We start from the raw sequence: 12,148 nt of genomic DNA on the forward strand, positions 1-12,148 counted from the left end.
AGGAGGAGGATGACATGGCGGTACGTGCGGCGGTGGCCGGAGCGAGCGGGTACGCGGGCGGTGAGGTCCTGCGACTGCTCCTCGCGCACCCCGAGGTCGAGGTCGGCGCGCTGACCGGCAACTCCAACGCCGGGCAGAAGCTCGGCGCGCTCCAGCCGCACCTGCTGCCGCTGGCCGACCGGGTACTCCAGGAGACCACGGCCGATGTCCTCGCCGGACACGAGGTCGTCTTCCTCGCCCTGCCGCACGGACAGTCCGCCGCCGTCGCCGAACAGCTCGGCCCGGACGTCCTCGTCGTGGACATGGGCGCCGACTTCCGGCTGAAGGACGCGGCCGACTGGGAGAAGTTCTACGGCTCCGCGCACGCCGGCACCTGGCCCTACGGCCTTCCCGAACTGCCGGGAGCCCGCGCCGCGCTGGAGGGGACCCGGCGGATCGCGGTGCCCGGCTGCTATCCGACCGCCGTCACGCTCGCCCTCTTCCCGGCCTACGCCGCCGGCCTCGCCGAGCCCGAGGCCGTGATCGTCGCCGCCTCCGGCACCTCCGGCGCGGGCAAGGCGCCCAAGCCGAACCTGCTGGGCAGCGAGGTCATGGGCTCCATGTCGCCGTACGGCGTCGGCGGCGGCCACCGGCACACGCCGGAGATCGTCCAGAACCTCAGCGCGGCGGCCGGTTCCGAGGTGAGCGTCTCCTTCACCCCTACCCTCGCGCCGATGCCCCGCGGCATCCTCGCCACCTGCAGCGCCAAGGCGCAGCCCGGCGTCACCGCCGAGTCCGTCCGCGCCGCCTACGAGAAGGCCTTCGCCGACGAGCCCTTCGTGCACCTGCTCCCCGAGGGACAGTGGCCCGCCACGGCATCCGTCTACGGTTCGAACGGCGTTCAGGTGCAGGTCGCCCTCGACGAGTCCGTGGGCCGCATCATCGCGATCAGCGCCATCGACAACCTGGCCAAGGGCACCGCGGGCGGTGCCGTCCAGAGCATGAACCTCGCCCTCGGTCTCCCCGAGGAGCTCGGTCTTTCCACGATCGGAGTCGCACCGTGAGCGTCACGGCAGCAAAGGGATTCCAGGCGGCCGGTATCGCCGCCGGAATCAAGGAGAACGGCAACCCGGACCTGGCCCTCGTGGTCAACACCGGGCCCCGCCGCGCCGCCGCCGGCGTCTTCACCTCCAACCGCGTGAAGGCCGCGCCCGTCCTGTGGTCCGAGCAGGTCCTCAAGAGCGGTCAGCTCTCCGCGGTGGTCCTCAACTCCGGTGGCGCCAACGCCTGTACGGGCCCCAAGGGCTTCCAGGACACGCACGCCACCGCCGAGAAGGTCGCCGAGGTGCTGGACATCGGCGCGGGCGAGGTGGCCGTCGCCTCCACCGGCCTCATCGGCCTGCTGCTCCCGATGGACAAGCTCCTGCCGGGAGTCGAGGCCGCCGCGGCCCACCTGTCCGAGCACGGCGGTGAGAAGGCCGCCATCGCCATCAAGACCACCGACACCGTCCACAAGACGTCCGTCGTGACCTGGGGGTCCCCCCGGACGGAGTCTGGGGGAGGCTGGACCGTCGGCGGCATGGCCAAGGGCGCGGGCATGCTCGCCCCCGGCCTCGCCACCATGCTCGTCGTCCTCACCACCGACGCGGACCTGGAGAGCGAGGCCCTGGACCGGGCCCTGCGCGCCGCCACCCGGACCACCTTCGACCGTGTCGACTCCGACGGCTGCATGTCCACCAACGACACCGTGCTGCTGCTCGCCTCCGGCGCCTCCGAAGTCACCCCGGAGTACGAGGAGTTCGCCGAGGCCGTACGGACCGTCTGCGACGACCTCGGACAGCAGCTGATCCGGGACGCCGAGGGCGCCAGCAAGGACATCAAGGTCGAGGTGGTGGGCGCCGCGAGCGAGGACGACGCCGTCGAAGTGGGCCGCTCCATCGCCCGCAACAACCTCCTCAAGTGCGCGATCCACGGCGAGGACCCCAACTGGGGCCGCGTGCTCTCCGCGATCGGCACCACCAAGGCCGCCTTCGAGCCCGACCAATTGAACGTCGCCATCAACGGCGTCTGGGTCTGCAAGAACGGCGGCGTCGGCGAGGACCGCGACAAGGTCGACATGCGCTACCGCGAGGTGCACATCGTCGCCGACCTCGCCGCCGGGTCCGAGACCGCCACGATCTGGACCAACGACCTCACCGCCGACTACGTCCACGAGAACAGCGCGTACTCGTCATGAGCACTGGATCCACCCGTAAGCACACCGCGCTCCCGAAGGCCCAGATCCTCATCGAGGCGCTGCCCTGGCTGGTCCGGCACAACGGCAAGACCGTCGTCATCAAGTTCGGCGGCAACGCCATGATCGACGAGGACCTCAAGGCCGCGTTCGCCCAGGACGTCGTCTTCCTGCACCACGCCGGACTCAAGCCGGTCGTCGTGCACGGCGGCGGCCCGCAGATCAGCGCCGCCCTCGACAAGCACGGCATCGTCAGCGAGTTCAAGGCCGGCCTGCGCGTCACCACCGAGGACGCCATGGACGTCGTACGGATGGTGCTCGCCGGGCAGGTGCAGCGCGAGCTGGTCAACCTGCTCAACCAACACGGGCCCCTCGCCGTCGGGTTGACCGGCGAGGACGCGCACACCATCAGCGCCACCAAGCACCAGCCCGAGATCGACGGCGAGTTGGTCGACATCGGGCGGGTCGGCGAGATCACCGCGATCGACACGGGCGCGATCCAGGCGCTGCTCGCCGACGGCCGGATCCCGGTCGTCTCCTCGATCGCCCGTAGCCAGGACGACGGACATGTCTACAACGTCAATGCTGATACGGCGGCTGCGGCACTCGCTGCTGCTCTGGACGCCGAAACCCTCATGGTCCTCACGGACGTCGAGGGCCTCTACGAGGACTGGCCCCACAGCGACGAGGTGATCAGCCGCCTCACGGCTTCCCAACTGGAGAAGCTGCTGCCGGAGTTGAGCTCCGGCATGGTCCCGAAGATGGAGGGCTGCCTGCACGCCGTACGCAACGGCGTGACCACGGCCCGGGTCATCGACGGGCGGGTCCAGCACTCGATCCTGCTGGAGATCTTCACCGACGAGGGCATCGGCACGATGGTCGTGCCGGACGGACAGGGGGATTCATGAGCAACGCGGAACTGACCGAGCGGTGGCAGGGATCGCTCATGAACAACTACGGCACCCCGAGGCTGCCGTTGGTCCGCGGTGAGGGCCTCAAGGTCTGGGACAGCGAGGGCAGGCAGTACTACGACTTCGTCGGCGGCATCGCCACCAACGCGCTCGGTCACGCCCACCCGGCGATCGTCGAGGCCGTCAGCAAGCAGATCGCCGCCCTCGGCCACATCTCCAACTTCTTCATGGCGGAGCCCACCGTCGCCCTCGCCGAGCGGCTGCTCCAGCTCTTCGGCCGGGACGGCAAGGTCTTCTTCTGCAACTCCGGCGCCGAGTCCGTCGAGGCCGCCTTCAAGATCGGCCGGCTGACCGGGCGCACCCACATGGTCGCCACCGACGGCGGCTTCCACGGCCGGACCATGGGCGCCCTCGCGCTCACCGGCCAGCCCGCCAAGCGGACCCCCTTCGAGCCGCTGCCCGCCGACGTCACACATGTGCCGTACGGCGACGCACAGGCCCTGGCCGCCGCGGTCACCGAGGACACCGCACTCGTCGTCATCGAGCCCATCCAGGGCGAGAACGGTGTGGTGGTGCCCCCGGCCGGCTACCTCAAGGCGGCCCGGGCGATCACGGCGGCCAAGGGCGCGCTGCTGGTCCTGGATGAGGTGCAGACCGGCATCGGCCGTACCGGGCACTGGTTCGAGTACCAGGCCCACGAGGGCGTGCTGCCGGACGTGGTCACCCTCGCCAAGCAGCTCGGCGGCGGACTGCCGCTCGGCGCGACCGTCGCCTTCGGGCGGGCCGCGGAGCTGCTCCAGCCGGGGCAGCACGGCACGACCTTCGGCGGGAACCCGGTCGCGTGCGCGGCGGGACTCGCCGTCCTCGACACCATCGCGTACGACGGGTTGCTGGAGAACGTCAAGCGGCAGAGCGAGAAGTTGCGGGACGGGATCGAGTCACTGGGGCACCCCATGATCGCCCACGTCCGGGGTGCCGGACTCCTCCTGGGTATCGTGCTCACCGAGCCGCTCGCGCCGCAGGTGCAGCAGGCGGCTCAGGACGCCGGTTTCCTGGTGAACGCGCCCGCCCCCGATGTCGTACGGCTGATGCCGCCGCTGAACCTCGGCGACGACGAAGTGGACGCGCTTGTTCAGGCTCTCCCCGGCATCCTGGGTGCCGCCGAGGGAGACGGATGATCCGGAGAATGAGACGACGATGAGCCATGCGCAGGATCACGAGCACAACGGGGTCGCGGGGCCCGCGGTGCCGCAGACGCGTACCGCGCGCCACCGCCGGATCGTGGACATCCTCAACCGGCAACCGGTGCGGTCGCAGAGCCAGTTGGCGAAGCTGCTGTCCGACGACGGGCTGAGCGTCACGCAGGCGACGCTCTCCCGGGACCTCGACGAGCTGAACGCGGTGAAGATCCGCAACAACGACGGGGACCTCATCTACGCGGTGCCCAGTGAGGGGGGTTTCCGGACCCCTCGGGCGCCGTTGGGGGAGTCCGCCAAGGAGGAGCGGATGCGGCGGCTCTCACAGGAGCTGCTGATCTCCGCGGAGGCTTCGGCGAATCTCGTGGTCCTGCGGACCCCTCCGGGGGCTGCGCAGTTCTTGGCGTCGGCGATTGATCAGGCCGAGCTGCATGACATCTTGGGGACGATTGCCGGTGACGACACGTTGATGTTGATCAGCCGGAATCCTACGGGTGGGCAGGCGCTGGCCGAGCATTTGTTGCGGTTGGCTCAGAACGGGCACTGAAGGGGGTGGAACTGTTGTGTGCCGGGTGCGGGTCGTCCGTGGCTGGTCGCGCAGTTCCCCGCGCCCCTAGGGAGATCGACTCACCCGAGTCGAGCTGCCAGGCCCCCTGTACACCTGACCTCATCGCCCGCCGTGATCAGTAGGGCCTCCACGTCCGGCAAGGACTCCAGCCACGCCAGGCCCTCCCTCGAACCCATCGCGAACGCCGCCGTCGCCCAGCAGTCCGCCCAGGTCACGGTCGGGGCGACCACCGTCACCGCCAGCAGGTCCGTCACCGCGGAGCGGCCCGTGCGGGGGTCGACGATGTGGGCGCCGCGTTCGGCCGTGCCGGACGTCGCCACGGCCAGCTCCGGCGCACCCGCAGCCGAGACCACCGCGGCCAGGCCGCCCGGGCGCAGGGGGTCCGAGACCCCGACCCGCCACGGGCGTTCCGGGCCCGGTACGCCCAGCAGCTGGACGTCTCCGCCGCCGTTGACGCTGACGCCCGTCGCGCCCGACTCGGCGACACGGCGGGCCGCGCGTTCCACCGCCCAGCCCTTGACGATGCCGGTGGGGTCGAGGCGGCCCTCGTAGCGCAGGCTGAACCAGCCGTCGCTCGACCGCTCGGCCTCGGCGCCGAGCTCGAGGACCTCGGCGACCTCGGGATCGCAGTCGTCCAGGGCCAGTTCACCGCGGGCCAGGCGGGAGACCTGGCTGTCGTCGCGGTAGGTGCTGAACACCTCGTTCACGCGGTGCAGCCCCGCCACCGCCTCCCGCAGTGCCGCCTGCACGGCAAGGGGTTCCCCGCCGCGGACGTCGAAGGAGAAGACCGTCCCCATGACCTCCTCCGCGTGACGTACCGCGGCGGGAGCTTGTGCCGGCTCGGCCACCGTGTCAGCCACCGGCCTGGTCCAGCGCGGACTGGAGCGACTTCTTGTAGCCCTCGCTGGTGTAGGTGGCACCCGACACCGAGTCGATGTCCGCGCTGCCGGCCGCCACCGCCTCCTGGTTGAGCTTCGGGATGGACAGCGCCGTCTTCTGGTCGCTCGTCCCGCCCTTCGGCGCCTGCACGGCCTCGGCCTTGGTGACCTTGCCGCCGCTGACGGTGATCCGGACCTGGACCGGGCCGTACTGCGTCTGCGACACGGCACCGGTCACCGTCTTGGCGGCCGCCGCGCCGCCGGCGGGCTGGGACGGCTGCGCCGAAGGCTGGGCCTGGGAGGCGGCCTGGTTCGCCTTGTCGATCGCCGACTGGAGCGACTTCTTGTAGCCCTCGCTCGTGTAGGTCGCCCCCGAGACCGTGTCGATCTCCGGGCTCTGCTTGGCGACCACGGCCTGGTTGAGCTTCGGTACGGACAGGGCGGTCTTCTGGTCGCTCGTCCCGCCCTTGGGCGCCTGGACCGCCTCGGCCTTGGTGATCTTGTTGCCGCTGACGGTGATGCGGACCTGGACGGGTCCGTACTGGGTCTGGACCACGTCCCCGGTGACCGCGCCGCCGGCGGCCGCCCCGGTGCCGCCCTGGGCCGACTCCTGCGCCGCCGCCGTCTGCTGCGGAACCGCACCGCCCGCCTGGGCGGACGCGGGGTCCGAGGACGGCTTCAGCGACAGCAGCAGCACGACACCGGAGACGGTGGCGGCGGTCGCGAGCACGACTCGACGGACGGGGTGACTCTTCCTCATCGCTTCAACAGCTCCTGAATTCCCGTCGTCACATCTCGAACGACTCGTGATGGATGCGGCGGGCGGGCACACCCGCGCCGCGCAGTGCTTCGTACACGGACTGCGCGAAACCGTTCGGCCCGCACATGAACACGTCGTGCTTGTCGATGTCGGGGAGCTTGCGCTGGAGGGACTCCGCGGAGATGTCCGGGCGCTCCCCGTCCGGGCTGTTCACCGCGTACATCAGACGGGCGCCGCGCTCGTCCGCGATGGCGGAGAGCTCGTCCCACAGGGCCAGGTCCTGGGTGGTGTTGGCCCGGTACAGCAGGGTGATGTCACCGGCCGCGCCCGGCAGCGTTTCGAACAGGGCCCGCATCGGCGTGATGCCGACACCACCGGCCACCAGCAACACCTTGCCGCGGCTCCGGCGCTGGGCGGTCAGGGCGCCGTACGGCCCCTCGGCCCACACCTTGGTGCCGGGCACCAGCTCGCGCAGCCGCTCGCTGTGGTCGCCGATCGCCTTCACCGTGATCCGCAGCATGCCCGGCCGGGGCGCCGCGGACAGCGAGTACGGGTGGGAGCTGAACCGCATGCCCGGCGCGAGGAAGCGCCAGCGGAAGAACTGGCCGGCCTCCGCGCCCATCCGGTGCAGCTTGCGCCCGCCGATCAGCACCGACACCACGCCGGGCGTCTCCTCGACGACCGCCTCGACGTACATCCGGTGCCGCAGGTTCAGCCGGATCGGGGTAAGGATCCGGTACCAGAGCACCAGCGCGGTGACCGAGCCGTACAGCGCGTACCAGACGGTCTTGGCGACCGGCTCGACCGCGAAGTCGTTGCCTGTGGTCAGCTGGTGCCAGAAGGTCAGGAAGACCGCCGCGTACGTCAGCAGGTGCACGTGGTACCAGGTGTCGTACGGGATCCTGCGGCGGACTCCGCCGATCGACATCAGGCCGATGACGAACAGCAGACCGGTACCGATGGCCGCCTTGCCCATGTCCGGCAGCTGGTTGATGGAGTCCATCGTCTGCTGGACGATGTCACCGAGCCCCTTGCCGGCCTGCAGGGCGTAACCCCACATGATCAGGAAGACGTGGGCGACGACCAGACAGAGCGTGTAGCGGCCGGTCATCGCGTGCCAGCGGGCGACCCGGTCGGAGCCGACGCGGCGTTCCAGCGCGGGCACCCGGGCCATCTGGAGCACCACGAGCGCCATCAGATAACCGGCCAGCAGACCGGTGATCCGGCCCGCGTTGAGGATCTTGCTGTTGTCGTCGGCCACGGACGGCGTGTTGTGCCACCACAGCCACAGCACACCGGCCGCTCCCGCCCATACGGCGATCAGCAGGACGGTCGCCGGGGAACGGCGCGGGCGGATGCGGCGCATCGTCTGACGGCGGGCGGCGCGGCCGCCTGCGAGCGTGGTGGTCACGTTTCCTCCGGGGACGGGGGCAAGGGGGGTGGGCGTGGTCCCTTGGTCCTCAGATACGTGCCGTGACGCCGGTGTGTTCAGCCGCCCGCGGAGTCCAGTGCGGACTGGAGTGACTGGCGGTAACCATCGCTCGTGTAGGTGGCCCCCGAGACCGTGTCGATGTCCGCGCTCTGGGCCTGGAGGGCCTCGCTCCGCAGCCGGGGCAGGGCGTAGCTGTTGATCTCCTGGTCCCGCGGGTTGTCCGTCGGGTAGGTGACCGCCGTGACCTCGGTGAGCTTGCCGTCCTTGAGGGTGATGCGGACCTGGACCGGCCCCCAGCGGGTCTGGACGGTGTCGCCGGTGACGGTCCGGGTCCCCGTGACCGCGGGGGCGGTGGACCGGGTCGTCACGGCGACGGCAGGCGTGCTGTGCGGCTTCAGCGACAGCAGCATCACCATGCCGGAGACGGTGGCTGCGCTCGCCAGCACGATCCGGCGCAGCGGGCGGTTCTTTCTCAACGCGTGCACGTGTGCGGCCTCACAGTTCTCACAGCTCGAAGGATTCGTGGTGGATACGGCGATCGGGAACTCCCGCGGCGCGCAGCTCCTCGTACAGCTCCCGGGCGAACCCGTGCGGTCCGCAGAGGTAGACGTCGTGACCGGCCAGACCGGGGACGGCCGACCGCAGCGACTCGGCGGTGATCCGCGGCCGTTGCCCCTGGGGTCCGTTGAGGAGGTAGTGCACCTTCGCCCCGCGCCGGCGCGCGACGGCCTCCAACTCCCCGCCCAGCGCGAGGTCCTCGACCGTGCGTGCCCGGTACAGGAGGGTGGCCTCGCCCGGCAGGGTCTCGAACAGCGCCCGCAGCGGGGTGATACCGACCCCGCCCGCGATCAGCAGCGACCTGGAGGAGGTCTGCCGGTCCCCGGTCAGGGAGCCGTACGGCCCCTCCGCCCACACCCGCGTGCCCGGCCGCAGCAACGCCACGGCCGCGCTGTGACCGCCGAGCGCCTTGACCGTGATGCGCATGCGGTCGGGGCGGGGCGGCGCCGACAGGGAGTACGGCGTCGACGTCCACCGCAGACCGTCGGCGAGGAACCGCCAGCGGAAGAACTGCCCGGCCCGCGCGCCCAGTCGGTCCAGCTCCCGGCCGTGCACGACGACGGACCACACACCCGGCGCCTCCTGGTGCACGGACTCCACGCGCAACCGGTGCCGCAGGTTCAGCCGCACCGGGGCGAGGATCCGGAACCACAGGACCAGGGCCGCGACTCCCAGGTACAGCGTGTACCAGGCGGCCGTGGCCACGGCGTTCCCGCTCAGGTCGTTGCCGAGGGCCAGTTGGTGGCCGAAGACGAGGAACACGGCCGCGTACGTGAGGAGATGGACGTAGTACCAGAACTCGTGACCGGTACGGCGGCGCACCGCGCGCGCGGAGGTGACGCCGACCGCGAGGAGGATGACCGTGCCGGCGGTCGCCTTGAGCATCTCCGGATAGTCCAGGACCACGGTGACCGTCTCGTGCCACAGCGAGGCGCTGTCCTGGGCGGCGTACCCGGCGAGGACCAGCCCGATGTGCGCGAGCAGCAGGCAGACGGTGTAGCGGCCGGCCATCGCGTGCCAGCGTGCCACCCGGTCCGAGCCGATCCGCTCCTCCAGCAGCGGGACGCGCGCCATGAGACCCACCAGTACCGCGCAGGCGTACCCGCACAGCAGCCCGGCGATCCGTCCGCCGCCGGTCAGCCACCCGGCCGCACCGACCACGGAACCGGTGTCCGCCCACCACAGGGCGATCACGGCCGCCGCCCCGGCCCACAGCAGGGCCGACACGGCACCCGCGGGGGAGCGTCGCGCGGGTGGCGCCACGGCCGGTGCGGCCCGCCGCTCGTACACGGTGGTCATAGGTGCGTCCTCTCGCCTGTCCCGGACGCCACTGTGCAAGGCGAACTTCTCAGGACCCTCTGAACGGGCACCCCGCAGAGCGCACTCAGAGGAAACTCAGAGCTTTCCGGGGCTCCCGCCGCCCCGGCCAGGGGTGATCCTGGAGAGGACATGAACACCGCACGCTCCGGCCGCCCCGCCCTCACCCGCCCCGACGGCACCCCGCTGCGCGTCCTCGTCGTCGACGACGACCCCGACCTCGCCGAGGTCCTCTCCGGCGCCCTGCGCTACGAGGGCTGGCAGGTCCGCACGGCCGGCGACGGGGCCTCGGCGGTCACCGCGGCCCGGGAGCTGCTGCCCGACGCCGTGGTCCTGGACGTGATGCTCCCGGACACCGACGGCTTCGCCGTGCTGCGCACCCTGCACACCGTGAAGGCCGACGTCTGCGTGCTCTTCCTGACCGCCCGGGACGCGGTCGAGGACCGGATCAAGGGCATCACGGCCGGCGGCGACGACTACGTGACCAAGCCGTTCAGCCTGGAGGAGGTCGTCGCCCGGCTGCGCGGACTGCTGCGCCGCGCGGGCATGGCCCGTCAGCTCGACGAGGGCCCCCGGCTGGCCCTGGGCGACCTGGTCATGGACGAGGAGGCCCGCGAGGTCACCCGCGCCGGCGAGCTGGTCGAACTGTCGCCGACCGAGTTCGAGCTGCTGCGGTTCCTCATGCGCAACCCGCGCCGCGTCCTCAGCAAGGCACAGATCCTCGACCGGGTGTGGTCCTACGACTTCGGCGGCCGCGCCCATGTCGTCGAGCTGTACATCTCCTACCTGCGCAAGAAGGTGGACGCCGGCCGCGAGCCGATGATCCACACCGTGCGCGGGGCGGGATACGTGATCAAGCCGGTGACGCCGTGAGGGACCTGCGGCCGCACACGCTGCGGGCCCGGCTCACCCTCGGCCTCGTGGTGCTGCTGGCGGTGAGCTGTGCCGCGGTCGGAGTGGCCGCGGTCCTCGCCCTGAGCGGCTTCCTCACCAACCGCCTCGACGAGCAGCTGACCGAGGCCGGGAACCGCTTCGCCGTGAGCCTGGAACTCAAGGGGAAGCCGCAGAAGGACGATCACGACGGCGACGAGCACGGCGACACCCGTCGGCAGGCGACGGGCACCTTCGGCGCCCGGCTCGTGAACGACACCGTGACCGATGCCGCGGTCGTCCGCTCGAGCGGCACCCTGAACGTCGACCTCACCGCCGTCGACCGGAAACGGCTCGCCGCGGTCCCGGTCGACGGCAGGGGCCACAGCGTCGACTTCGCCGCCCTGGGCGGCTACCGGCTCCTCGCCACCCGGGGCCTCGACGGTGACATCCTGGTCACCGGCCTGCCCCTGGAGCCCGTCGAGGCCACCGTCCACCGCCTGGAACTGGTCGGCGGAATCGTCTTCGGCGCCGCCCTCACCGCCGCCGGTGTCGCGGGCGCCCTGTGGGTGCGCTGGTCCCTGCGCCCGCTCAGCCGGGTCGCCGCGACCGCCACCCGGGTCAGCGAACTCCCGCTGGCCAGCGGCGAGGTGGCGCTGCCGCCCCGCGCTCCCGAGTCCGACCCGCGCGGCGAGGTGGGCCAGGTCGCCGGCGCCTTCAACCGCATGCTCGGCCATGTCGAGGACGCCCTCACCAAACGCCACGCCAGCGAGGAACGGCTGCGCAGCTTCGCCGCCGACGCCAGCCACGAACTGCGCACCCCGGTCGCCTCGGTGCGCGGCCACGCCGAACTCGCCCTGCTGCACCCGGGCCCGCTGCCGCCGGAGATCACCCGGGCCCTGGAACGCATCGCCGCCGAATCGACCCGCATGGGCGCCATGGTCGACGACCTGCTCCTCCTGGCCCGCCTGGACGCCGGCCGCCCCCTGGAGGCCGCCCCCGTCGACCTCACCCGCCTGGTCCTCGACGCCCTCACGGACGCGCGGGCCACCGGTTCCGGTCACCGCTGGGAGCTGGACCTCCCGGAGGACCCGGTCACGGTGACGGGCGACGAACACCGCCTCCACCAGGTCCTGGCCAACCTGCTGTCCAACGCCCGCCTGCACACCCCGGCCGGCACCAAGGTGACGGTGTCGCTGGAGACCGACGGCACCACGGCGCTCCTGAAGGTCCACGACAACGGCCCCGGCATCCCCGAGGACGTCCAGCCAGGCGTCTTCGAACGCTTCACCCGCGCCGACCGCAGCACCAAGGCGGAGACCGGCGGCGCGGGCCTCGGGCTGTCGATCGTGGCGGCGGTGGTGGAGGCGCACGGCGGAAGCGTGACGCTGGAGAGCGCGCCGGGATCGACGACCTTCGCCGTCCGGCTTCCGCCCACGGGGTGAG

Annotated in this window: 12 protein-coding genes; 7 read left to right on the plus strand and 5 right to left on the minus strand. The window is 71.5% G+C overall.

Features of this window, described 5'->3' with window-relative positions; translation table 11 throughout:
- Positions 1-14: 14 nt before the first annotated feature.
- The 5 genes from argC to ACGFWE_RS34490 are packed head-to-tail and all read left to right on the plus strand — an operon-like array spanning position 15 to position 4,866.
- A complete protein-coding gene (argC, locus tag ACGFWE_RS34470; RefSeq protein ID WP_393604004.1) occupies positions 15-1,043 on the plus strand; it encodes an N-acetyl-gamma-glutamyl-phosphate reductase in 1,029 nt (342 codons plus the stop codon).
- Complete coding sequence (gene argJ, locus ACGFWE_RS34475; protein WP_352390057.1) at positions 1,040-2,215, plus strand: bifunctional glutamate N-acetyltransferase/amino-acid acetyltransferase ArgJ; 1,176 nt, start codon at positions 1,040-1,042, stop codon at positions 2,213-2,215. The genes argC and argJ overlap by 4 nt, the downstream gene beginning before the upstream one ends.
- Positions 2,212-3,120, plus strand: a complete 909-nt coding sequence (gene argB, locus ACGFWE_RS34480) for an acetylglutamate kinase (RefSeq protein WP_352390056.1) — start codon at positions 2,212-2,214, stop codon at positions 3,118-3,120. Before argJ ends, argB begins: the two co-directional genes overlap by 4 nt.
- Entirely contained in the window at positions 3,117-4,301 is a 1,185-nt protein-coding gene (locus tag ACGFWE_RS34485; protein ID WP_393604007.1) for an acetylornithine transaminase, read from the plus strand. Before argB ends, ACGFWE_RS34485 begins: the two co-directional genes overlap by 4 nt.
- A gap of 19 nt (positions 4,302-4,320) precedes the next feature.
- Positions 4,321-4,866 carry an arginine repressor gene (locus ACGFWE_RS34490; protein WP_069761381.1) on the plus strand — a complete coding sequence of 182 codons (546 nt, stop codon included), beginning with the start codon at positions 4,321-4,323 and terminating at the stop codon, positions 4,864-4,866.
- A gap of 80 nt (positions 4,867-4,946) precedes the next feature.
- Here ACGFWE_RS34490 and ACGFWE_RS34495 read toward each other — a convergent pair whose 3' ends face one another.
- From ACGFWE_RS34495 to ACGFWE_RS34515, 5 genes are all read right to left on the minus strand, one after another.
- Positions 4,947-5,747, minus strand: a complete 801-nt coding sequence (locus ACGFWE_RS34495; RefSeq protein ID WP_352390054.1) for an FAD:protein FMN transferase — start codon at positions 5,745-5,747, stop codon at positions 4,947-4,949.
- Complete coding sequence (locus tag ACGFWE_RS34500) at positions 5,740-6,525, minus strand: FMN-binding protein (protein ID WP_393604009.1); 786 nt, start codon at positions 6,523-6,525, stop codon at positions 5,740-5,742. Before ACGFWE_RS34500 ends, ACGFWE_RS34495 begins: the two co-directional genes overlap by 8 nt.
- A 28-nt stretch (positions 6,526-6,553) precedes the next feature.
- Positions 6,554-7,936, minus strand: coding sequence for a ferric reductase-like transmembrane domain-containing protein (locus tag ACGFWE_RS34505; RefSeq protein ID WP_393604011.1), 1,383 nt, complete (start codon positions 7,934-7,936; stop codon positions 6,554-6,556).
- Between the two features lie 77 nt (positions 7,937-8,013).
- Entirely contained in the window at positions 8,014-8,442 is a 429-nt protein-coding gene (locus ACGFWE_RS34510) for an FMN-binding protein (protein WP_393604013.1), read from the minus strand.
- A 19-nt stretch (positions 8,443-8,461) separates the two neighbouring features.
- Positions 8,462-9,814, minus strand: coding sequence for a ferric reductase-like transmembrane domain-containing protein (locus ACGFWE_RS34515; RefSeq protein WP_393604015.1), 1,353 nt, complete (start codon positions 9,812-9,814; stop codon positions 8,462-8,464).
- Positions 9,815-9,964: 150 nt separating this feature from the next.
- Here ACGFWE_RS34515 and ACGFWE_RS34520 point away from each other — a divergent pair, with 150 nt between their 5' ends.
- The gene (locus ACGFWE_RS34520) at positions 9,965-10,705 is read left to right on the plus strand and encodes a response regulator transcription factor (protein WP_393604017.1); all 741 of its coding nucleotides are present in this window, start codon (positions 9,965-9,967) and stop codon (positions 10,703-10,705) included.
- The gene (locus tag ACGFWE_RS34525) at positions 10,702-12,147 is read left to right on the plus strand and encodes a sensor histidine kinase (protein ID WP_393604019.1); all 1,446 of its coding nucleotides are present in this window, start codon (positions 10,702-10,704) and stop codon (positions 12,145-12,147) included. Before ACGFWE_RS34520 ends, ACGFWE_RS34525 begins: the two co-directional genes overlap by 4 nt.
- Position 12,148: the final 1 nt, after the last annotated feature.

It is taken from the genome of Streptomyces sp. NPDC048523, from assembly GCF_043199815.1.
Classification (GTDB): domain Bacteria; phylum Actinomycetota; class Actinomycetes; order Streptomycetales; family Streptomycetaceae; genus Streptomyces.

Coding starts and splice junctions, on each gene's coding strand:
- ACGFWE_RS34520 (WP_393604017.1), top strand. CDS start 9,965: ATGAACACCGCACGCTCCGGCCGCCCCGCCCTCACCCGCCCCGACGGC.
- ACGFWE_RS34490 (WP_069761381.1), top strand. CDS start 4,321: ATGAGCCATGCGCAGGATCACGAGCACAACGGGGTCGCGGGGCCCGCG.
- ACGFWE_RS34500 (WP_393604009.1), bottom strand. CDS start 6,525: ATGAGGAAGAGTCACCCCGTCCGTCGAGTCGTGCTCGCGACCGCCGCC.
- argC (WP_393604004.1), top strand. CDS start 15: ATGGCGGTACGTGCGGCGGTGGCCGGAGCGAGCGGGTACGCGGGCGGT.
- argB (WP_352390056.1), top strand. CDS start 2,212: ATGAGCACTGGATCCACCCGTAAGCACACCGCGCTCCCGAAGGCCCAG.
- ACGFWE_RS34515 (WP_393604015.1), bottom strand. CDS start 9,814: ATGACCACCGTGTACGAGCGGCGGGCCGCACCGGCCGTGGCGCCACCC.
- ACGFWE_RS34485 (WP_393604007.1), top strand. CDS start 3,117: ATGAGCAACGCGGAACTGACCGAGCGGTGGCAGGGATCGCTCATGAAC.